Genomic DNA, 21,765 nt, shown 5'->3' with positions numbered 1-21,765 from the left:
AAAACCGTAGGCCAGCAGCTTAAACAGCGCCAATCAAAGCGCGGGCTTGCCCTTGGCCTGACTGCGCCTTAAACTTTGCATCATTTTTTTGCCACAGGCGTATCCGAGTTGACAGCAGCTACCGAGCTTTTTCGTTTAAATAAATTTATCAGCGACACTGGTTTTTGTTCCAGACGTGAAGCCGACAAGCTGATTGAGTCTGGTCAGGTGAAAGTGAACGGCCAGGTGGCGTTGGTGGGCACTAAGGTGGCTGCCACTGATCAGGTGGAAGTTGCGGGTAAACCCCTGAAAAATAAACCCAGAAGAGTGTATCTGGCCTATCACAAGCCGGTGGGCATTACCTGTACCACAGAGCTGCATGTCAAAGGCAATATTGTTGATGCAGTGAAATATCCGGAGCGGATTTTCCCGATAGGGCGGCTTGATAAAGAATCTGAAGGGCTGATTTTCCTGACCAATGACGGTGATATCGTCAATAAAATTCTGCGCGCCGGTAACGCCCATGACAAAGAATATGTGGTGACAGTCGACAAACCTATTCACGACGCTTTTATCCGCAAAATGGCCGCTGGCGTGCCTATTCTCGATACCGTCACTCTGCCTTGTCAGGTCACGCAAAAATCGCGGCATACTTTTAATATTGTGTTGCGTCAGGGCCTGAACCGGCAAATCCGTCGTATGACCGAATATCTGGGTTTTAATGTTACTAAACTCAAACGGGTACGCATTATGAATGTGCGTTTGGTTGGTTTAGCCGCAGGGCAGTGGCGCGAATTAACAGCAACTGAAATGGCCGAGCTGGAAACCATGTTGTTAAGTTCGAGCAAAACCGAAGAAGCGTCCAGATTAACCACATCGCAGCTGCCGGATGAAGACTGAGCTGGAACTGTCTGAATGCGACAGCCTTGCTTTTGATTGGCAGGGAGAACGCCGGCTTTTTATTGGTGTTGCGCCCTCAGCACAGCAACAACAAACATTAAATGCTTTGCTGCAGCAGCTACAAGCGCCGTTACAGCCGGTGAAGCCAACCAATTTACATCTGACTTTATTGTTTTTAGGCCAAAGCAGCGCGGCGCAAACAGAGCTGTTGTGGCAGCAGCTCAAAACACAACAGTTACCTGCTTTTACGGTGTTGCTTAATCAGCTGGAATTATGGCCCGGGCCTGGCGTGTATTGCCTGACAGGTGTTTTACAGCATCGTGGGCTGATGCAATTAGATATTCAGCTGCGACAAGCAGCGTTACAGGCCGGTTTTTTGCCGCCACAGCATGCGCTGCGCCCTCATATCACGCTGGCGCGCAAAGCCAAAGTGTTGCCAGCAGCTGCGCCACAGCCGCCAGAAGTGTTGTTAGCACCGGAAAAACTGACGTTGTACCATTCGCTGTCAACCCCGAACGGGGTGCGTTACCTGCCTTTGGCATCTTTGCCGCTTCAGCGCTGACTAGCTTTATTGGCGGCGATAAAAAACCGCGTCAGCCGGGACTTGGCGGACGCGGTGTGGCACAGCAATACAAGCACGACAGAGGAGACGGCTTGTTGGCCTTAAAACATCACAGCTGGTAACTGATGTGCTGATGAAAACGCACTATCAAATCTTCTTTGGCCGGGTCCATTTCCAGCTGTTGCGCCAGCGCCTTTAACGCCTGCTCCACCTGATTCATATAACGGCCGTAACCAAATTCGGTTTGGTCATTCTGACCTGCCACCAGCAATAAATGTGCGGTTTCCACCCGCTGATCCGGATGCCAGTGACTGAACACCTGCGCTTTATCCGAAGTTAAATCAAAACTCAGCATATGCAGTTCCTGACTACGCCTGGGTTTTTCAATCTGGCTGCTGCGCACCAGCGGTGTGCTGCCGTCGGCCACCAGTGCCAGCCGGGTCAGATGCTGTGCTGTGGCGGCGCTGATAAAACGCTGCTCCAGCTGCTGGTACAGTTCGGTAAAAGGGGCATTGCTATGCTGCTGCAGTTGCTGCGCCAGCTTGTGGCTTAGTGGAATAGTAGCGGCGGCATAAGTCATGGCCTGATGATCTGTCGGGATTTCTACATCACGCGCCATGTAACGGTTCGCAATAGAACGTAATTTATAACCAAAACTGCTGTCACAGCCTTTAGCGCGGGCAAATAAATCATAAGACAAATGCTGGTGGTCGCGGATTTTCAGCGGCACAGCAACGGGCAATTGGGCTTTAAAATCCTGTAATACCGCTTTTACTGTGCGGTGGAATGCGGCCGCCTGATTACGGATTTCCGCGCCAGTGGCCAGGCACAACAAACTGATTTTGCGGGCGCGGTAATTGGGGTCAAAGTGACTGTGCTGTGCTTCGTGATAAGCAGGGTTATAAAAAAACAGCATCTGGTCGGCAGTCTGAAAACTAAAAGCTTCGGTGTGAAAACGCACCACCGGCAGTTTATCGTTGGCAATAAAATGCACGTTTTTTAAACCGGCTTTTTCGCAAAGCTGGAAAAACTGCTGGCTCAGCTGCTGATAGCAACTGTAGGTGTCGGCATAGCTGGCAAAAAATCCCTCGCTCAGTTGCAGTTCGGCCAGAATATACTGGTTATCTTTGGCGGTATCCGGAATGTACACTTTGTGTTGGGTGCTGATAGCCATCAGAATTTCCTTGTAGATGCTTTATTCGACGGCGTCATTCTAGTCTTGCTATATGACCAAAACATTGTTCCAGCGCAATCTTTGCCCTGATCCCATACTGGCTAACTAACGTTAATAGTGGGGTTGTTGCATGCCAGACCCAGTTGTAACTTTCAGTAACATTTTGTTGCTGCTGCAATTGCTGTCACAAAGTGCCAGAGCTGTTAGTCTGGCACTTATCAATACTGTAACTTCTGCCAGGTCCGGAGCTCTTCGGCGCCGGCATTGATGAGATGGAAACTTACTATGGCCGCCAAATTAAAAAAAATTGCCGTTCCTGCTGTCATTCTTTTGTCTGCAGTGCTGATTGCTGCAGGTTTGGCGGCAATGCGCAAACCCCCGGAAAAAAAGGCCGAAACCAAACAAGCACTCTTGGTGGAAGTACAACAAGTGCAGCCGCAGGATCTGCGCTATCAGATTGAATCGCAAGGGGCGGTGATCCCAAAACTGGAAACCAGCCTGGTGTCTGAAGTGAATGGCCGGGTGGTGCAGCTGGCCGACAATTTTGTCGAAGGTGGTTTTTTTCAGCAGGGTGATTTGCTGGTACAACTGGAACGCAGTGACTACCTGACTGCGGTAAAAGCGGCCGAAGCTGCGTTGGCAACTGCTGAGGCGGCGCTGGAAGAAGAAAAAGCCAGAGTTCGGGTGGCAGAAGAAGACTGGCGCTCTTTTAAAGCCGGACAGGCGCCGGCTTTAGGTTTACGCCGGCCACAGTTGGCCAGCGCCCTGGCCAAGGTGCGTTCAGCTGAAGCCGATCTCGACAGAGCCAAACGTGATTTAAGCCGCACCGAAATCCGCGCCCCTTACGCCGGCATGGTGAAAAACCGCAGTGTCGATTTAGGCCAGTTTGTCAGCCGAGGCAGCAGCATAGGTATGATTTATGGCACAGATGTCGCGGAAGTCCGGTTGCCGCTGACGGACCATGACCTGGCTTACATCGATTTAAATCCTGACAATCCGGCGCCAGCGGTACAACTCAGTGCGCAGGTGGCGGGAAAAACTCTGACATGGCAGGCTGCATTGGTGCGCACCGAAGGGGTGCTGGATGAGCGCAGCAGGGTGATCCATGCCGTGGCTGAAATAAAAAATCCTTATCAGCTGGGGGTGCCAAATGCCGAGCCGCTGCGTTTTGGCCGTTTTGTCAAAGCCAGTATTGCCGGCCGTCAGGCGCAGCAAGTGGTGGTGGTGCCCCGGCATCTATTAAGACCAGCCAATCAGTTGCTGGTGGTGGACGCTGAGCAGAAACTACAGCTGCGCACCATGGAGCTGGACAGAGCCGATGAGCAACAAGCTTATATTGCAGCGGGTTTTGCACCCGGCGATCAAATTCTGGTATCCCCTGTCACCAATCCATTGCCCGGTTTGCAGGTGCGGTTAAGCTCAGACATCGGCAAAGCCACTGCTGAAAAATCCGACAAAAAACCAGCAGACACAGTGGCGAAGAGCGGAGATCAGTTATGAGCGGCAATCAGAGTATATTAAGCTGGTTTGCCCGCAACAGTGTGGCGGCCAACCTGCTGATGGTGGTGCTGTTGCTGGCCGGATTGGCCTCAGTATTAACCATCAAAAAGCAGGTGTTTCCGGAAATTCAGCTCGAACAGGTGAATATCCGGGTGCCTTATCTGGGCGCAGCACCGCAGGAAGTGGAAAGTGGTGTTATTGATAAAATTGAAGAAAGCCTGCGGGGTGTCAACGGCATTAAAAGGATCCGCTCCAATGCCGTTGAGGGTTTAGCCACAGTACAGGCGGAAATTGCCAGCGGTTACGACATCAGTGAAGTGATGGAGGAAATTAAAACCCAGGTCAATTCTATTTCGTCATTGCCTGAACAAACCGAAAAACCAGTGGTATACCGGGTGCGCTTTCAGAGCAATGTGATGTGGGTGTCTTTGTACGGTGATTTACCCGAGCATACGCTCAAAGAGCTGGCCAAAGATATCCGTGATGAGCTCAAAGCCAAACCCGGCGTCAGTAAAGTGGAAGTGGTAGCCGCTCGCCCTTATGAAATTGCCATCGAGTTGTCTGAACACAAACTCAAAGAATACGGCCTGACCTTTGAACAGGTGGTTAGTGCTATCCGTGGCAGTTCAGTGGATTTACCCGGTGGTTCTATCCGTTCGGAAAGCGGCAATATTTTATTGCGCACCAAAGGCCAGGCTTACGATTTTGCTGATTTTGCCAGCATAGTTCTGCTGAAGTTTGCTGACGGCAGTAAATTATTGCTGGGTGATATCGCCGTGGTGACTGACGGTTTTATTGAGCGGGAGCGGCTTGCTACTTTTGATGGCAAAAATTCTGTGTCGATCAAGATCGACGCTGTGGGTGATGACAATACACTGAAAATTGCCGAAACCGTCAAAGCTTATGTTGCTGAGAAAAAACAACAATTGCCGGCCAGTGTGACGCTGGCCACCTGGGGTGATGCCAGTTATTACCTGCAGGGCCGGTTGGATTTAATGACCGACAACATGCTGATGGGCGCTTTATTGGTGTTGCTGGCGCTAACGCTGTTTCTGGAGTTTCGCATCGCCTTCTGGGTGATGGTGGGTATTCCGGTTTGTTTCCTCGGTGCTCTGGCTTTATTGCCACTGCCCTGGTTTGGCGTGTCGATCAACATGATCAGTTTGTTTGGTTTTATTCTGGTGCTGGGCATAGTGGTCGACGACGCCATTATTATCGGCGAAAGCGCGTACAGTGAAATCGAAAAACACGGCAAAAGTACCGAAGCCGTGATCCGTGGTGCCGAAAAAGTGGCGATGCCAGCCACCTTTGGTGTGCTGACTACAGTGGCCGCTTTTGCCCCTATGCTGATGGTCGGCGGCACTATGTCTGCAATCTGGGGTTCTATCGCCTGGGTGGTGGTATTGTGTTTGCTGTTGTCTATTGTCGAATCCAAACTGATTTTACCCGCTCATTTGGTGAAAATGGACACCAAACCCTGGGATCCTGCCCGGACCGGCTTTTTTTATGCGTTGGGGCGTTCCGGCAGCAATGGCTTAAAAAAGGTGCGTGAAGCCGTTTCTGGCTGGCTGGACAATTATATTGAACAGAAATACCGGCCTTTTATCGAAGTGTGTATCCGCCACCGTTATGTCACCATGAGCAGTTTTGTTGCCATGCTGATCCTGATGGGCGGCCTGATGTCCGGTGGTTTTGTGCGTTGGGTATTTTTCCCTGAACTGCCAAGTGATTTTATCCAGGCTAATGTGCAGATGGAGGAAGGTGCGTCCAATAAAGCCACAGTGCTGGCCATGCAGCAGATTGAACAGGCCTTGATCCGCGCCAACGATAAAATGCGCCAGCAGGAAGATGAAGACGTTGTAAAACACCGGCTGATGTTTCTGAACTCTGATACGGCCGGCCAAATAGTGGTGGAACTGGAAAAAAGTGAAGGTCGCGAAATTGACGGTTTTGAAATTGCGCGGCGCTGGCGGGAAGAAGTGCCGGAAATACCTGGTCTGAAGTCTTTTAAAATTAATGCCAATTCCATGGGCGGTGGTGCCGGTGCTGATATTTCTTTTCAGTTACGTGGCAACGACTTAGATCAGTTACAGGCGGCTACGCGTGAATTAAAAATGGCACTGGCCGGCTACAACGGTGTGTTTGATATTGAAGATAACCTGCTGGGCGGCAATGACGAAATTGTATTGCAGCTTAAACCAGAGGCTGACGCGCTTGGCATCAGTCTGCAGAATCTGGCGCAGCAGGTGCGTTATGGTTTTTATGGTGCAGAAGCCCAGCGTGTGCAGCGTGACGGTGAAGAAATTAAAGTGATGGTGCGTTATCCAAGAGATGAACGCTCCTCCATCGGCAACCTGGAAAACATGCGGATCCGCACCGCCAACGGTGGTGTGGTGCCATTTTCACAGGTGGCAAGTTACCGGTTGCAGCCCAGTTACAGTGCGATTAACAGGGTGAATGGAATGCGTGCTGTGTCTGTGAATGCAGCCGCTGATAAAGGCCTGATTGAACCGTCAAAAGTGGTTAAAGAAATCCGTGAAACCACCTTAAAACAAATCAGTGAAAAATATCCGGGAGTGACTTCTGAGCTCGAAGGCAATACTCAGGATGAAGCAGATGCCATGGTTGAGCTGCTCAAAGGTGCAGTTTTTGCGCTGTTTTGTATTTACGGTTTAATGGCCATCCCGCTGAAATCTTATAGTCAGCCGCTGATTATTATGAGTGTGATCCCGTTCGGTCTGGTGGGGGCAGTGCTTGGGCATCTGGTGCTTGGGCTGAGCATGAGCATTATGTCGGTCTTCGGTCTGGTGGCGCTGGCTGGTGTGGTGGTGAATGACAGCCTGATCATGGTTGATTTTGTCAACAGAGCCAGAGCAGAAGGTGTGGCTCTGACTAAAGCCGTGGTGGATGCCGGTACTCAGCGGTTCAGGGCTATTTTACTGACCTCGCTGACCACCTTTGTTGGCCTGGCGCCGATAGTACTGGAGCGCAGTTTGCAGGCTAAAGTGGTAGTGCCTATGGCGGTGTCATTGGCCTTTGGTATTTTGTTTGCCACAGTGATTACCTTGCTGCTGATCCCTGCGTTGTATGTGATTCTGGATGACATTAAAACGCTGTTTTCCGGACGCAAAACCGTTGATACAGAGCCAGCACAAACCGGGGAAGTTTGATGGACAAGACGTTGTTTTTACAGCAGGCCAAGCAGCAGTTTTTGCTGATTTTTCAAAAAAGCAAAGCCAGAGAAACCATCACTGTGGAAAAACACCGGACTGAAGGTTTTTTATATGCCGGTGAGCTGTTGGGGCTCACTGATAAAACCGAGCTGCAGCAGCTGATGGCCGAAGCGCATCTGGAAGTTTTCGGTTATGCGTTGAGTGAAAGGTTGGATTATCAGCAACAACGTAAAACGGCTTTAGCCGATGGTCAGTTTGATTATTTTGACGAGCCGGCCATTTCACGCCGGCGTTAAGCCGCAGCTGTTGTAATAGATTTTCTGAAATGAAAAAGGCAGGTGCATTTCACCTGCCTTTTTGTCTTTGTTTGCTGTCGGTATCTGCTGTTAGTGCAGCTTTAGTCTTGGCCGGATAATTTTATTAATACGGCCTATTACCGAAATCATCAGGGTGCGCCACCAGCCATGTAACGCCACCTGGTGCATGCGGTACAGCGAAATATACGCCATCCGCGCAATACGGCCTTCAATCATCATAGCGCCGCCCACCAGATTACCCATCAGGCTGCCGACAGTGCCAAACCGGCTCAGCGAGATGAGCGAGCCGTGGTCACGGTAATGATATTGCTGCTGTGGTTTACCGCTGACCGCGGCAATCAGGTTTTTGGCCACCAGCTCGGCCATTTGATGCGCCGACTGGGCGCGTGGCGGTACCCATTTGTTGTCAGGCAGCGGGCAACCGGCACAATCACCAATCACATAAATCTGTGAATCACGGGTGGTTTGTAAGGTGGGTAATACCAGCAACTGATTGATACGGTTGTTTTCCAGACCCGCCAAATCTTTCAGGAAATCCGGCGCTTTAATACCGGCCGCCCATACCATTAATTCACTGTCCAGATGTTCATCACCCAGCTGTAAGCCGTGTTCATCTGCCGCTGTGACTTTAGTGGCGACCCGCACATTAACACCGAGTTTTACCAGCTCTTTATGGGCGGCAGCGGCAATACGCTCAGGCAAGGCCGGCAAAATACGCGGGCCTGCTTCAATCACACTGATTTTTAACCGGTCGCGTTTCATATCGCTAAAACCGTATAAATTCAGCTCGGCAGCGGCATGGTGCAGCTCGGCGGCCAGCTCTACACCGGTCGCACCGGCGCCGACTATGGCAATATTCAGGTTGTCTTTCGGGTGGCCAGGAGAGTTCAGTTTTAAATAAGCTTCCAGCAAACGGCGGTGGAATCTTTTGGCCTGCGCCGGGCTGTCGAGGAAAATGCAGTTTTCCACCACACCAGGGGTGCCAAAATGATTCGACACACTGCCAATGGCCAGCACCAGATAGTCATAACTTAACCGGCGTTCCGATAAAATTTCTTCGCCATTTTCGTCATACAAAGGCGCCAGAATGACCTGACGTTGCTCGCGATCCAGCCCTGTCATGGAGCCCAGCTGAAAATCAAAACCGTGGGCAGCTGCATGGGCGCGATAGGTGACCTGGTCGATATCTACATCCAGCGTGCCGGTGGCTACTTCATGCAACAGCGGTTTCCAGATATGGGTGGCGTTACGATCCACCAGTGTGACAGCTGCTTTGCCTTTGCGGCCGAGTTTATTTCCAAGACGGGTGGCCAGCTCTAAACCGCCGGCGCCGCCGCCAATAATCACAATACGTGCAAGTGCCATGGTGCATTACCCTGATAAATATAAATTCTTTGCGGGCACATCTGGCCGGGCCCACGGCCTTTGCCAATTTGACGCCAGAGATCAAAACACCGGCTGCAAATGCCGGGCAGAAACACAGAGGGCTGGCGGAAAATAAGCAAAAAAAAGCCGGCCACAAGGCCGGCTTCAACTTAGCTGTTTTTTTGCCGTTTCATGGACTCAAAAAACTCGTCATTGGTTTTGGTCATCGACAGCTTGTCGATCAAAAACTCCATACAATCGGTTTCGTCCATTGGGTTGAGGATTTTGCGTAAAATCCACATTTTTTGCAGTTCTTCCTGCGATGCCAGCAATTCTTCGCGGCGGGTACCAGAGCGGTTAAAGTCGATGGCAGGGAACACGCGGCGTTCAGCAATTTTACGCGACAGGTGCAATTCCATGTTACCTGTACCTTTAAATTCTTCGTAAATTACTTCGTCCATCTTCGAACCGGTATCCACCAGCGCAGTAGCGATAATGGTTAAGCTGCCACCTTCTTCCACATTACGGGCGGCACCAAAAAAGCGTTTTGGTTTGTGCAGCGCGTTGGCGTCCACACCACCTGTTAATACCTTGCCTGAACTTGGAATCACGGTGTTGTAAGCGCGGGCTAAACGGGTGATAGAGTCAAGCAGGATGATCACATCTTTTTTGTGCTCTACCAAACGTTTGGCTTTTTCAATCACCATTTCAGCAACCTGGACATGGCGGCTGGCTGGCTCGTCGAAGGTTGAAGCAACCACTTCACCTTTGACCATACGCTGCATTTCGGTTACTTCTTCCGGACGTTCGTCAATCAGCAGCACCATCAGCACACATTCAGGGTAATTCGAGGCAATAGACTGGGCGATATTCTGCAGCAAAATAGTTTTACCGGCTTTTGGTGGTGCCACAATCAAACCACGCTGACCACGACCGATAGGCGAAGCCAAATCCAGTACCCGGGCTGTGATGTCTTCTTTACTGCCGTTACCACGTTCCATCCGCAGCCGTGAGTTGGCATGCAGGGGCGTTAAGTTTTCAAACAGAATTTTGTTACGTGCTTGCTCAGGGCGACCGAAGTTCACTTCGTTCACTTTGAGCAGCGCAAAATAACGTTCGCCTTCTTTTGGCGGGCGGATCAGGCCGGAAATGCTGTCACCGGTACGCAGGTTAAAACGGCGGATCTGGCTTGGCGACACATAAATGTCATCCGGGCCTGCTAAATAAGAACTGTCTGATGAGCGCAGAAAGCCAAAGCCGTCGGCCAGAATTTCGACCACACCGTCGCCGTAAATTTCTTCACCGTTTTTCGCATGTGATTTTAAGATGGCGAAAATAATATCTTGCTTGCGCAGACGGGCCATGTTCTCCAGGCCCATGGACTCAGCCAGATCAACCAGCTCGTTAATCGGCTTCAGCTTCAGTTCGGTTAAATGCATATTGATGGGTTCTTGTGTATCAAAACAGAAAGATAGCTTTTCGCTGAGCAATTTGGGTTTGGAAATGAATTAGTCAACGAACAAGCGGGTTATTAGAGAAGTTGCTGAGCTACACCATAGCAGGATAAGTTTTGGCCGTCCAGCGGCGCCATAAAAAAAGGCGTACAAATATACGCCTGATTTTGCCTGTGCTGGTTAAGCTCAGATGTTACTGTCCAGAAACTCTTTTAACTGAGTTTTTGACAGCGCGCCAACTTTAGTGGCAGCAACCTGGCCGTTTTTAAATAACAGCAGCGTTGGAATACCACGGATACCAAATTTTGGTGGTGTGCCAGGGTTGTGGTCGATATTCACTTTGGCCACTGTGACTTTACCGGCATATTCTTTGGCCACGTCATCCAGGATTGGCGCGATCATTTTGCATGGACCACACCATTCTGCCCAGAAATCCACCAACACAGGGCTGGCAGCTTTTAAAACATCAGCGTCAAAGCTGTCATCAGAAACCTGTAAAATATGTTCGCTCATTATATTCTCCGATAGGGCTGGGCAGGGTTACTGCGTTATTCAGCGTTTTGAGTAAGTCTCACCGGCAAGGGCGCTGTGCTGTTGCACTGGCGCTGCTTTGCGGATGAACTGACCCGTGAAAAAACTGGCATCAATTTTATCCTGACTGTTCCTTATTGCAAGCGTAACGGTTATGCTAACCCGGTATGAATAAAACACACCTCACTCAGCATAAATTCGCCGATTTTGCATTGGCACCTCAGGTCCTTGCCGCACTTCATGCGCAAGGTTACACTCATTGCACACCGATCCAGTCACAGTGTTTACCACTGGCACTGGCCGGTAAAGACATCGCCGGACAGGCCCAGACCGGTACAGGGAAAACCCTGGCCTTTCTGACCGCGACTTTCCATTATCTGCTGACTCATGAACCTAAAGGTTCAGGCCAACCACGCGCCATCATAATGGCTCCTACGCGGGAACTGGCTGTTCAGATCCATCAGGACGCTGTTGAACTGGCAAAACATGCCGGTTTAAAGCTTGCTCTGATTTATGGGGGCGAAGGTTACGATTCTCAACGCCAGTTACTGGAAAAAGGCGCTGATATTTTAATTGGTACCACGGGCCGCCTGATTGACTACATGAAACAAGGTCTGTACGACCTGAAACAAATTCAGGTGGTGGTGCTGGATGAAGCCGACCGGATGTTCGATTTGGGTTTTATCAAAGACATCCGTTATATGTTTAACCGGATGCCGCCTGCTACCGAACGTTTAAGTTTATTATTCTCTGCCACTTTATCCTACAAGGTGCAGGAGCTGGCATTTGAACAAATGAACCAGCCTGAACATATCCATATTGCGCCTGAACAAATGACCGGCAGCCGTATCAGCGAAGAACTGTTTTATCCGTCCAACGAGCATAAAATGAAGTTATTGCTGACACTGATGGAAGAAGAATGGCCGGATAAAGCCATTGTTTTTGCCAATACCAAACACTGGTGTGAAGATATTTTTGCCTGGCTTGAAGCCGACGGCCACAGGGTTGGTATGCTCACCGGCGACGTAGTGCAGAAAAAACGTTTAAAAATCCTCGATGATTTTACCAGCGGCAAACTGGATATTCTGGTGGCGACAGACGTTGCAGCCCGTGGTTTGCATATTCCAAAAGTCAGTCACGTATTTAACTTTGACTTGCCGGACGACTGTGAAGACTATGTGCACCGTATTGGCCGGACCGGTCGTGCCGGTGAAAGCGGCAAAGCCATCAGTTTTGCCTGTGAACGTTATGCGCTGAACCTGACGGCCATTGAAGACTACATCAAACATCCTATTCCGGTTAGTCAATACGACCCTTCCGCTTTATTAACGGATTTAACCCAGCCGAAGGCGCGTGTACGCCGCCGTCCGGGCCAGGCCCGCAGTGCAGGACGACCTCATCCGAATGGACCAAGACCGCAGCGCGCCAGACCACGTTAAACCGGGCATCAGCACACCGGAGCAATCACAGCATGAAGATATTTATGCTGTGATTGACCTTGGCTCCAACAGCTTTCACATGTTGATGGTGAAAGTGGTTGGTGGCAGTGTACAGGTGATAGGCCGGGTGAAACGTAAAGTACGGCTTGCCGCCGGTCTGAACGACAGCCTGGTACTCAGTAAAAAAGCCATGACCCGCGGCTGGGAGTGCCTGGCACTTTTTGCCGAGCGGTTACAGGACATTCCTTCACAAAACATCCGTATTGTTGGCACAGCTACCTTGCGCCTGGCACGTAATGTCAAAACTTTCCTCAATGAAGCGGAAAAAATCCTCGGCCACCACATTGAAATCATCAGCGGCGAAGAAGAAGCCCGGCTGATTTATCTTGGGGTTGCCCATACCTCCAGCTGTGAGGCCAACCGCTTAGTGATTGATATTGGCGGTGCTTCTACTGAGATGGTGGTGGGCAGTGGTTTTTCCCCGTTATTACTTGCCAGCCTGAATATGGGTTGTGTCACGTATCTGGACCGTTATTTTACCGACGGCCTGCTCACCGAAGATAATTTTCATGCAGCTATTGCCGCTGCAGAGCAGGAGCTCGACAGCATAGCGACTTCCTTTCTGGCGGCTGGCTGGCAAATTTCAGTGGGTGCTTCTGGCACAGTGCAGGCGATGCAGGAAATTCTGGTGGCACAGGGGCAGGATGAAGTCATTACGCTGGCCAGGCTGGAAAGTATTATGCAGCAGGCGCTGGTGTGTGGGCAGCTGGAGCATTTAAGTCTGGTCGGGCTGGCACAGGAACGTAAACAGGTGTTCCCGTCAGGTCTTGCCATTTTAATTGCCTTGTTCCGTAAACTGCATATTCCCGGCATGACGCTGTCGGGGGGCGCTCTGCGCGAAGGCGTGTTGTACGGTATGTTGCCACAGCTGCAACACACTGATGTGCGTAACAGAACTATCGCCAGCTTAATGGTGCGTTATTACATAGATGAACAACATGCCAACCGTGTGGCCGATATGGCGCTGCAACTGGCACTGCAGTTACAAACCCAGTGGCAGCTAAGCAAATTTGAAGGCCTGAGTATGCTAAGGTCTGGCGCTTTGCTGCACGAGCTTGGTCTGCTGATTGAATACAAGAACCACCATCATCACGGTGCTTATATTATCAGCCATACCGAATTACCTGGTTTTACCCGGGCGCAGCAACAACTGCTGATGGCGCTGGTGTATAACCACAGAGCTGATATTAACCGTGACATTATTGCCCGTCAGACCATGACCTCAGTGCTGCTGGCCGTGCGTTTAACCCGGTTGTTGCGCTTAGCTGTGGTGTTGTCGATGCGCCGTCGCCATGAAGTACTGCCGGAAGTGCAAATCAGCGCTCAGGCGGAAAGCCTGACTTTAACGCTGCCTGCCGGCTGGCTGGAGCAACACCCTTTGATGCGCGCTGAGCTGGAGCAGGAAGTGGCTTATCAGCAACAAGCCGGCTGGTTGTTGCAGCTGAAATAAAAAAGCGCCGTCAGGCGCTTTTTTATTGGTTCTGTCAGCCACTTCACCGCAGTGACCGCTGCTTTAACCTTTTAACCAAATCGCTGCTTTTTTGGCAAAATAAGTCAGAATGCCATCGGCTCCTGCTCTTTTAAAGGCCAATAAAGATTCCATCACCACAGCTTCTTCAGCCAGCCAGCCGTTTTGAATGGCGGCCATATGCATGGCATATTCACCGCTGACCTGATAGGCAAAAGTGGGCACACCAAACTCGTCCTTGACCCGGCGCACTATGTCTAAATATGGCATGCCAGGTTTGACCATCACCATATCAGCGCCTTCTTCCAAATCCAGAGCAACTTCACGTAACGCTTCGTTGCTGTTGGCAGGGTCCATCTGATAAGACTTTTTATTGCCGCCTTTTAAGTTGCCGGCAGAGCCTACCGCATCGCGGAACGGGCCATAATAGGCCGAGGCATATTTGGCGGAATAAGCCAGAATACGGGTATTGTGAAAACCTTCGGCTTCCAGAGCCTCGCGGATAGCGCCAATACGGCCGTCCATCATGTCAGATGGAGCCACAATATCGGCACCAGCTTGTGCATGTGACAGCGCCTGTTTCACCAGAATGTCGGTGGTGACGTCATTCAGCACATAACCACTTTCATCAATAATGCCGTCCTGACCGTGGGTGGTAAAAGGGTCCAGCGCCACATCGGTAATGATGCCAAGTTCAGGCACATGCTGTTTTAACAAACGCACAGCACGCTGTGCTAAAGCGTCCGGGTTATAGGCTTCTTCGGCCATTAACGATTTTTTCTCCAGTGGTGTGACCGGAAACAGTGCTATTGCCGGAATACCAAGTGCCACCAGCTCTTTGGCTTCTTCCAGTAATAAATCCAGCGACAGACGTTCAATACCGGGCATAGAAGCAATAGTTTCGCGTTTATTGTCGCCTTCAATAATAAACATCGGATAAATCAGATCGTTGACTGTCAGCTGATGCTCAGCCATTAAACGGCGGCTGAAGTCATGTTGACGCATCCGGCGCAGACGGCTGGCCGGGAAATAACTACTGGACGAGTTCATCGGGGTTTCCTTCTGGGGCAGGAACAGGGGCTGCTGGGTCGGAAGCTGCCGCCAGGATCACCTGGTTGCGGCCGGCCGTTTTTGCCTGGTAAAGCGCCTGATCAGCTGCGTGAATAAAATCTGTACTGACCATGTCAGGTGCGGCCACTGCGGCATAACAACCGGCGCTGATCTGCACCGGCAATGGGCCAATTTCAGTATCAAAGGGATGAGCGGCAATGCTAAGGCGGATTTGTTCTGCCAGCTCAAACACACCGGCAGCGTCGGTGTTGGGTAAAATCAGCGCAAATTCTTCACCACCATAACGGCAAACATAGTCGCTGCTGCGCTTGAGTGACCGGGCAATCTTTTCTGCCACACCTTTGATCACGGCATCACCGGCCAGATGGCCATGGTTGTCGTTAATCTGTTTAAAATGGTCGATATCAAGCATCACTAAAGCCAAAGGCCTTTGTTCACGGCGACTGCGTTTAAGTTCCGCCTGAATTTTTTTGTCAAAATAAGCCCTGTTACGCACGCCGGTGAGTGCATCCTGGGTATTTTGCTCTTCCAGAATGCGGTTTTTGTCGGCCAGCTCATTCAGTGCCACCTGCAGTTCAAAGGTACGGGTCTGAATGTTTTCTTCCAGCTGCTCGGCGGTGTCCTGCTGCCATTTCAGCTGACGGCGATAAACCAGCACGGCAAATAAAGCGGCACCAAGCAAAGCGCCCAAAAACGCCAGCACCACAAAGTGCCAGGGGTACAGTTGCAGCGGCTGCAATAACAGCGTGAAATCGGGCATTGTCATCAGCTGTGCTCCCGGTGAAATAACTGGCGGGCATTGTGCTCACTATGTCTGGCAATATCAGCCACAGACCAGCCGGTCAGGTCGGATAACTGAGTTGCAATGGCGCTGATAAAAGCCGGTTCATTGCGTCGTGATTTAGGTTTGTTTGCCAGATTGCGTGGCAGCAAATAAGGTGCATCTGTTTCTAAAATAAGCCGGTCGGCCGGCAGATAAGCCATAGCCTGTTGCAGCAATTGACCGCGGCGTTCATCACAAAGCCAGCCGGTAATGCCAATATATAAACCCAAATCCAGATAAGCTTTCAGCTGTGTGGTATCGCCGGTAAAACAATGGGCGATGCCGTGACTGATCTGATGTTGTTTCAGCAAACTGATTTGGCTGTCAAAGGCGTCTCTTTCATGCAGATACACCGCTTTGCCTGTTGTTTTGGCAAGGCTCAGCTGGGTTTCAAAGACCTGAATTTGCTGCGCCTGCGGCGAGAACATCCGGTTAAAATCAAGGCCACATTCACCCACAGCCACGACATGCTCCAGCTTGAGCAGCTGTTCCAGCAGAGTTTGCCAGTCTGGCGCCACAGCGGCCGCCTGATGAGGATGCACGCCGGCCGTCGTCAGGCAGTTGTGATGGTTTTGACACCAGCTCAGGTTATCGGCAGTTTCGGCCAAATCGCTGCTAATCAGCAGCATGGTGTCAACACCGGCGGCGCTGGCGTTATGCATCACCTGGGGCCGGTCAGCGTCATATTGGGCACTGAATAAATTTACGCCGGCATCAAACCAGCGTAAGCCGTTATTTAACACGACGAACCCGGATGGTTTTGTTGACTTTGTCGGTGCCAAGCAAGAACGACCCAAAAGCGGCACGACGGATAGTGGCGGTGTCGCCCACGTTAATGCGGATATAGTCAGTGTCAATCTGGCGCCATTGTTGGCCGTTCTCAAGCGTCAGCGTGAGTTTTTTCAAGGCATTGCTTTCGACAGCTGTAATGGCGCTGCTGATTTTTTCGGCTTTTTCTGGTCCCACATTGTTCAGTTTTTCCGCACCAAAGGCGGCTTCCGGATTGGCAGCTACCTGGGGGGCAGGTGCGACCGACGCTGCAGTGACCGGCATTTGGCTGGCCGGCGGCGGTAAAGAGACAGGTGCTGTAACCGGTTGTAACTGGATTTGGTCAAAACAGGCTAAACGTTGCTGGTCTTGTTGCAGTTGCCGGCACTGTTGCAACTGGCTGCGCAGCTGAGCGTCAGTTGCGGCGACCGTTGTCAGTGGGGTGACGCACAAGATCAGCAATAGGGCCTGATTTAACTTCATAAAAATCCTTGAGTTATTGGTGCGGAGGTTCCGCTTCTTCGTCAGTTTCTGTTTCGTCAGCTTTGGGCTGATAAAAACGTCCCATCCAGATGCCCAGTTCATACAGCAGGCACATAGGCACGGCCAACAAGGTTTGTGATAACACATCTGGTGGCGTCAGAAACATCGCGATAATAAAGGCTACGACAATAAAATAAGGCCGTTTTTCAATCAAGTCCTGCCGGCTCATGGCGCCCGTCCAAATCAGCAGTAAAATGGCGACCGGGATTTCAAAGCTGAGGCCAAAGGCAAAAAACAGCTTTAACACAAAATCCAGATAACTGCTGATGTCGGTGGCTATGGTGACACCTTCAGGCGCCACGCTGGTAAAAAAACCAAAAATAATAGGGAATACAAAAAAGTACGCAAAAGCGATGCCGGCATAAAACAACACAGTGCTGGAGGCAATCAGCGGCGCTATCAGGTGTTTTTCTCTGGTGTATAACGCAGGCGCGACAAAACGCCAGATTTGAAACAGGATATAAGGCACCGCCAGAATACAGGCCACAATAAAGGTCAGTTTAAAGGGCGCAAAAAACGGCGCCGCCACATCTGTGGCTATCATGCTGGCGCCTTGCGGCAGCACTTTCATCAGCGGCAAACTAAGCAGGTGGTAAATGTCATTGGCAAAATAAGCCAAAGACAAAAACACCAGCACCACAGCAGCAATACTTTTCAGCAAGCGGTTGCGCAGTTCAATCAGATGGCCCATCAGGCTGTTAGGGTTGTACGGGCTTGTCGTTTTTTTGTTCATTATGTTCAGTGGGGGCTGCAGTTGGTTCCGCTGTGGCTTCAGCGGCAGGGGCTGTGGTGCCGGTTTGGGTGCCGGCGTACGGGTTGGTTACGTCGGCGGCCGCCTGACGCAGTTGTGCCAGCGCGGTTAACTCAGCCGGTGTCAGGTTTAACAAGCCTTTTTCTTCTGCATCTTTGAGTTTCTGATGCAGCTCATGGGCGCGGATTTCGTCACCAAGCTCGGCTTTCATTTGCTGGCCAAACTGACGCACACCATTGATAAACTGGCTGACACTGCGGATAGCGCCGGGTAACCGTTCAGGCCCCAGCACTATCAGCGCCACTACACCACATAAAACCAGTTCCCAGAAGCTCATTAGTGTTTTTCTGCGCCGCTGTTGTTATTGGCCCCAGGCTGCGCTGGTGTTGCTGAGGTTGTGGTGGGCGCAACAGGCGTGGCTTGTGCAGCAGGTGCGGCTGTGTTTTGGTTGTTGGTGACTTCTTTGCGCGCTTCAGGAAAAGTGGCGTCTGTTTCAGTGGTATTTTCGCTGTCGTTTTCTTTTAATGAGCTGCGAAAACCGCGGATCGCTGAGCCTAAATCAGTGCCGATATTGCGCAGTCTTTTAGTGCCGAATAACAGCACAATAATCACCAGAATAATCAGCAGTTGCCAAATACTAATACCACCAAAACCCATATAAACGACCCTTGTATTATCAGTTGTTTTGTCAGAAACCGGCCTCTGTGGTTCAAAGGCCCGGCAGTTGTCCGCTGTATTGTAAGAAATAATTATGACAATACCGCTTTTGCTGCAAAAAACATAGCGCCAACAGCTAAAGTGGCGGCCAGTACAGGCCAGCCAATGGCAAGCAATACTGCCGCACTGACTGCTGCGCCGCTTGCCAGCACCGCCAGTTTGAGCGACTGACTCTGTTGCAGCTGACGTTGCTGCAGTTGTTGCATTTGTTGCAGCAGTGCCTGTTGCGCTTTGGGTTGTTGCTGCAAATAACCATGTAATAAATTTGGCATTTCCGGCAGTTTTTCTGCCCAGAACGGCAGGTTTTCTTTAATTTGTCGTAGCATAGCTTTGGGGCCTATCTGCTCTTTTACCCAGTTTTCTAAAAAGGGTTTGGCGGTTTTCCATAAATCCAGTTGTGGATATAACTGCCGGCCTAAACCTTCGATATAAAGCAGGGTTTTTTGTAGCAGCACCAGCTGCGGCTGCACCTGCATATTAAAGCGCCGTGCTGTGTTAAACAGGTTCATCAGCACCTGGCCAAAAGAAATGTCGGCCAGCGGTTTCTGAAAAATAGGCTCGCAGACGGTGCGGATGGCACTCTCAAACTCTTCAATGCTGGTGTCATAAGGCACCCAGCCTGAATCTACATGCAGTTCGGCCACTTTACGGTAGTCGCGGTTAAAAAAGGCGACAAAGTTTTCCGCCAGATATCTTTTGTCTTCGCGATTCAGCGTACCGACAATACCACAGTCAATGCCAATATATTTGGGGTTGTGCGGCGTGTCGCGCGATACAAAAATATTGCCAGGATGCATATCGGCATGGAAAAAACTGTCGCGAAATACCTGGGTAAAAAACACTTCAACCCCGCGTTTGGCCAGCAGTTCCATGTCAGTGCCTTGTGCCTGCAACGCGGCAATGTCAGACACCGGGATGCCATAAATCCGTTCCATCACCATCACATTAGGACGGCTGTGGTCACTGTAAACAAAGGGAATATATAAAGAATCTGAGTTGGTGAAGTTGCGGCGCAGCTGAATGGCATTGGCGGCTTCACGCTGTAAATCCAGCTCGTCCAGAATGGTTTTACGGTATTCCGCCACCACTTCACGGGGTCTGAGTCTTTTGCCATCCGGTAAAAAACGCGCCACGGCACCGGCTATATCGGCCATCAGGTCAAGATCGGCCAGAATTTGCGCTTCAATACCCGGGCGGATCACTTTGACCACCACATCGGCCTCAGTACCGTCGTCCTGCCTTAAACGAGCGGTATGCACCTGCGCAATGGAGGCTGACGCCAGGGGGGTTACTGAGAAGTCACTGAATAACTCGCTGATATGCGCAAGGCCAAGTGCCTGTTCAATCAGTTGTTGTGCTTCCTGACCATCAAAAGGCGCCACTTTATCCTGCAGCTTGGCCAGTTCGTCTGCCAGCTCAGGCGGGAATAAATCACGGCGGGTGGATAACATCTGGCCAAATTTTACCCAGACCGGCCCCAGACTCTGTAAGGCTAAACGCAGACGTTCACCCAGACTTTTGTCCGGATGCTGATTGCGCAACCAGAACAACGACAGTCTGGCACCTCTGGCCCACCAGGGTTGCCACTGCGCCGGGATCAGCTCATCCAGCCCATATTGCAACAAGGTTTTTTTGATCTGGTAAAAACGGCTCAGACTCACTTATTTCCCCTTGATAAGCGCAAGCTGACGCGCCAATTGTTCAGTGCGGGCACTAAGCTGGCTGACTTCGGCACTAAATTGTTGCAGTTGTGCCGGATGCGGGCTGAGTTGTAATTCATCCTGCGCCAGCTCGGTTAGCATCTGCTCTGTTTCAGTGAGTTTGGCACTGAGCAATAACTGCGTTTGTTTGAGCAACAGGCTAACTTTATGGGCTGCGGCGTCGCCAATATAACCGGATAAATGGTCGGCCCATGCGGGTTCTAAGCGGGCAAAAAACTGATTAAACTGTTGCAGTTGCTGCAAATCACCTTCGATATCCAGCGCATTTTCGCGGATGAGCCGGGTTAGCTGACTTGGGTCTTTTAACTGGCGCAGGCTCTCAAGGTTAGTGATCAGCGCACAATCCACTTTTTCCTGATGTTGGTTCAGCCAGATACCGTTGGGTTGTATGGTCAGCACCAGCCGTAATTTGATATCGGTCAGTTCTACCGCCAGTTGCCGGCCTTGCAATTGTTGCAGCCGCGCTGGCGCGTCCGGGTCCATGCTGACAACTTTATTCAGTACAGGCTCGGCAATGCTCAGCAGCAGCTGTGGCAACAGCGGCGGAAAAAACGGCAGCAACCCGGCTTTTTGCATCTGAAGTGCCCTGTTAAAACTTATAACCGCGGTGCAATGCGACAATACCACCGGTTAAATTGTGGTAGCTGGTTTGACTAAAACCGGCGTCATCCATCATTTGTTTTAACGTCTCCTGATCCGGATGCATACGGATAGACTCAGCGAGATACTGATAAGACTCGCGATCATTGGCCACCAGTTGGCCCATGGCTGGCAACAGTTTAAATGAATACAGATCATAGACTTTACTGAGCCAGGCTTCGGTTGGCTTGGAAAACTCCAGCACCAGCAGGCGGCCGCCTGGTTTTAATACTCTGAACATAGAGCGCAAAGCTGCGTCTTTATTGGTGACATTCCTTAAGCCAAAAGCAATGGTGATGATGTCAAAACTGTTGTCGGCAAAAGGTAATGCTTCGGCATTGGCCTGCACATAACTGATGTTATTAACCAGACCCAAATCACGCAGCTTGTCTTTACCAACATTGAGCATCGATTCGTTGATATCGGCGAGGATTACCTGGCCGGTCGGGCCGACCCTTCTGGAAAATAACGCCGTTAAATCGCCGGTGCCACCGGCTAAATCCAGCACTTTGTGGCCAGGGCGGACACCACTGCAGTCGATGGTAAATCTTTTCCATAACCGGTGAATGCCAAGGGACATCAGGTCATTCATCACGTCATATTTGGCGGCAACTGAATGAAAGACGTTGGCAACCAATGAGACTTTTTCCTGGGCTGCGACTGTTTTAAAACCAAAATGGGTGGTGTTTTGCTCTGCAGCTGTTGCTGCATCCTGATGCTGCTCTGTCATGATAAGGCCTTTGCCAGCTCGAAACTGGCGCTAGTGTAAAAGATCCGTCCGGTTACGCCAATCAAAAGGCGGTAAATGCT

Annotated in this window: 21 protein-coding genes; 7 read left to right on the top strand and 14 right to left on the bottom strand. The window is 50.8% G+C overall.

Annotation, left to right across the window (positions count from 1 at the left end; translation table 11 throughout):
- Nucleotides 1-108 precede the first annotated feature (108 nt).
- Entirely contained in the window at nucleotides 109-879 is a 771-nt protein-coding gene (gene rluF, locus N3Z11_RS15645) for a 23S rRNA pseudouridine(2604) synthase RluF (protein ID WP_260658136.1), read from the top strand.
- Nucleotides 869-1,441 carry an RNA 2',3'-cyclic phosphodiesterase gene (gene thpR / locus N3Z11_RS15640; RefSeq protein WP_260658135.1) on the top strand — a complete coding sequence of 191 codons (573 nt, stop codon included), beginning with the start codon at nucleotides 869-871 and terminating at the stop codon, nucleotides 1,439-1,441. The genes rluF and thpR overlap by 11 nt, the downstream gene beginning before the upstream one ends.
- Before the next feature lie 109 nt (nucleotides 1,442-1,550).
- On the opposite strand, the gene N3Z11_RS15635 is transcribed toward thpR, so the two are convergent.
- Nucleotides 1,551-2,615 carry a DUF3083 family protein gene (locus N3Z11_RS15635; protein WP_260658134.1) on the bottom strand — a complete coding sequence of 355 codons (1,065 nt, stop codon included), beginning with the start codon at nucleotides 2,613-2,615 and terminating at the stop codon, nucleotides 1,551-1,553.
- A 285-nt stretch (nucleotides 2,616-2,900) separates the two neighbouring features.
- Here N3Z11_RS15635 and N3Z11_RS15630 point away from each other — a divergent pair, with 285 nt between their 5' ends.
- The 3 genes from N3Z11_RS15630 to N3Z11_RS15620 are packed head-to-tail and all read left to right on the top strand — an operon-like array spanning nucleotide 2,901 to nucleotide 7,584.
- Nucleotides 2,901-4,115, top strand: coding sequence for an efflux RND transporter periplasmic adaptor subunit (locus tag N3Z11_RS15630; RefSeq protein WP_260658133.1), 1,215 nt, complete (start codon nucleotides 2,901-2,903; stop codon nucleotides 4,113-4,115).
- Nucleotides 4,112-7,285 carry an efflux RND transporter permease subunit gene (locus N3Z11_RS15625; protein WP_260658132.1) on the top strand — a complete coding sequence of 1,058 codons (3,174 nt, stop codon included), beginning with the start codon at nucleotides 4,112-4,114 and terminating at the stop codon, nucleotides 7,283-7,285. The genes N3Z11_RS15630 and N3Z11_RS15625 overlap by 4 nt, the downstream gene beginning before the upstream one ends.
- Complete coding sequence (locus N3Z11_RS15620; RefSeq protein ID WP_260658131.1) at nucleotides 7,285-7,584, top strand: hypothetical protein; 300 nt, start codon at nucleotides 7,285-7,287, stop codon at nucleotides 7,582-7,584. The genes N3Z11_RS15625 and N3Z11_RS15620 overlap by 1 nt, the downstream gene beginning before the upstream one ends.
- A gap of 90 nt (nucleotides 7,585-7,674) precedes the next feature.
- On the opposite strand, the gene N3Z11_RS15615 is transcribed toward N3Z11_RS15620, so the two are convergent.
- The 3 genes from N3Z11_RS15615 to trxA all read right to left on the bottom strand — a co-directional run bounded on the left by N3Z11_RS15615 (nucleotide 7,675) and on the right by trxA (nucleotide 10,937).
- Nucleotides 7,675-8,970 carry an NAD(P)/FAD-dependent oxidoreductase gene (locus N3Z11_RS15615; protein WP_260658130.1) on the bottom strand — a complete coding sequence of 432 codons (1,296 nt, stop codon included), beginning with the start codon at nucleotides 8,968-8,970 and terminating at the stop codon, nucleotides 7,675-7,677.
- A 170-nt stretch (nucleotides 8,971-9,140) separates the two neighbouring features.
- Nucleotides 9,141-10,409: a transcription termination factor Rho gene (gene rho, locus N3Z11_RS15610; RefSeq protein ID WP_260658129.1), complete on the bottom strand. Its 1,269-nt coding sequence runs from the start codon at nucleotides 10,407-10,409 to the stop codon at nucleotides 9,141-9,143.
- A 201-nt stretch (nucleotides 10,410-10,610) separates the two neighbouring features.
- Nucleotides 10,611-10,937 (bottom strand): thioredoxin TrxA, encoded by a 327-nt coding sequence (trxA, locus tag N3Z11_RS15605; protein WP_260658128.1) that lies wholly within the window; start codon nucleotides 10,935-10,937, stop codon nucleotides 10,611-10,613.
- A 185-nt stretch (nucleotides 10,938-11,122) separates the two neighbouring features.
- Here trxA and rhlB point away from each other — a divergent pair, with 185 nt between their 5' ends.
- Together rhlB and gppA are read left to right on the top strand one after the other, a co-directional pair.
- Nucleotides 11,123-12,394 (top strand): ATP-dependent RNA helicase RhlB, encoded by a 1,272-nt coding sequence (gene rhlB, locus N3Z11_RS15600; RefSeq protein WP_260658127.1) that lies wholly within the window; start codon nucleotides 11,123-11,125, stop codon nucleotides 12,392-12,394.
- Nucleotides 12,360-13,904: a guanosine-5'-triphosphate,3'-diphosphate diphosphatase gene (gppA, locus tag N3Z11_RS15595; RefSeq protein ID WP_260658126.1), complete on the top strand. Its 1,545-nt coding sequence runs from the start codon at nucleotides 12,360-12,362 to the stop codon at nucleotides 13,902-13,904. The genes rhlB and gppA overlap by 35 nt, the downstream gene beginning before the upstream one ends.
- Before the next feature lie 63 nt (nucleotides 13,905-13,967).
- Here gppA and hemB read toward each other — a convergent pair whose 3' ends face one another.
- From hemB to ubiE, 10 genes are all read right to left on the bottom strand, one after another.
- A complete protein-coding gene (gene hemB / locus N3Z11_RS15590) occupies nucleotides 13,968-14,972 on the bottom strand; it encodes a porphobilinogen synthase (protein WP_260658125.1) in 1,005 nt (334 codons plus the stop codon).
- Nucleotides 14,956-15,759, bottom strand: a complete 804-nt coding sequence (locus tag N3Z11_RS15585) for a GGDEF domain-containing protein (protein ID WP_260658124.1) — start codon at nucleotides 15,757-15,759, stop codon at nucleotides 14,956-14,958. Before N3Z11_RS15585 ends, hemB begins: the two co-directional genes overlap by 17 nt.
- Nucleotides 15,759-16,559, bottom strand: coding sequence for a TatD family hydrolase (locus N3Z11_RS15580; protein WP_260658123.1), 801 nt, complete (start codon nucleotides 16,557-16,559; stop codon nucleotides 15,759-15,761). The genes N3Z11_RS15585 and N3Z11_RS15580 overlap by 1 nt, the downstream gene beginning before the upstream one ends.
- The gene (locus N3Z11_RS15575; protein ID WP_260658122.1) at nucleotides 16,549-17,067 is read right to left on the bottom strand and encodes a hypothetical protein; all 519 of its coding nucleotides are present in this window, start codon (nucleotides 17,065-17,067) and stop codon (nucleotides 16,549-16,551) included. Before N3Z11_RS15575 ends, N3Z11_RS15580 begins: the two co-directional genes overlap by 11 nt.
- Nucleotides 17,068-17,080: 13 nt before the next feature.
- Nucleotides 17,081-17,860, bottom strand: a complete 780-nt coding sequence (gene tatC / locus N3Z11_RS15570) for a twin-arginine translocase subunit TatC (protein ID WP_260658121.1) — start codon at nucleotides 17,858-17,860, stop codon at nucleotides 17,081-17,083.
- Nucleotides 17,826-18,215: a Sec-independent protein translocase protein TatB gene (gene tatB, locus N3Z11_RS15565; protein ID WP_260658120.1), complete on the bottom strand. Its 390-nt coding sequence runs from the start codon at nucleotides 18,213-18,215 to the stop codon at nucleotides 17,826-17,828. Before tatB ends, tatC begins: the two co-directional genes overlap by 35 nt.
- Complete coding sequence (gene tatA, locus N3Z11_RS15560) at nucleotides 18,215-18,535, bottom strand: twin-arginine translocase TatA/TatE family subunit (protein ID WP_260658119.1); 321 nt, start codon at nucleotides 18,533-18,535, stop codon at nucleotides 18,215-18,217. The genes tatB and tatA overlap by 1 nt, the downstream gene beginning before the upstream one ends.
- A gap of 92 nt (nucleotides 18,536-18,627) precedes the next feature.
- A complete protein-coding gene (gene ubiB / locus N3Z11_RS15555; RefSeq protein ID WP_260658118.1) occupies nucleotides 18,628-20,256 on the bottom strand; it encodes a ubiquinone biosynthesis regulatory protein kinase UbiB in 1,629 nt (542 codons plus the stop codon).
- A complete protein-coding gene (locus N3Z11_RS15550) occupies nucleotides 20,257-20,892 on the bottom strand; it encodes an SCP2 domain-containing protein (protein ID WP_260658117.1) in 636 nt (211 codons plus the stop codon).
- Nucleotides 20,893-20,905: 13 nt separating this feature from the next.
- A complete protein-coding gene (gene ubiE / locus N3Z11_RS15545) occupies nucleotides 20,906-21,685 on the bottom strand; it encodes a bifunctional demethylmenaquinone methyltransferase/2-methoxy-6-polyprenyl-1,4-benzoquinol methylase UbiE (RefSeq protein ID WP_260658116.1) in 780 nt (259 codons plus the stop codon).
- Nucleotides 21,686-21,765 lie beyond the last annotated feature (80 nt).

Source organism: Rheinheimera sp. 4Y26, assembly GCF_025245835.1.
Classification (GTDB): domain Bacteria; phylum Pseudomonadota; class Gammaproteobacteria; order Enterobacterales; family Alteromonadaceae; genus Pararheinheimera.
The sequence above is the reverse complement of the archived record's forward strand: the minus strand, read 5'-3'. Positions and strand labels throughout refer to the sequence as shown.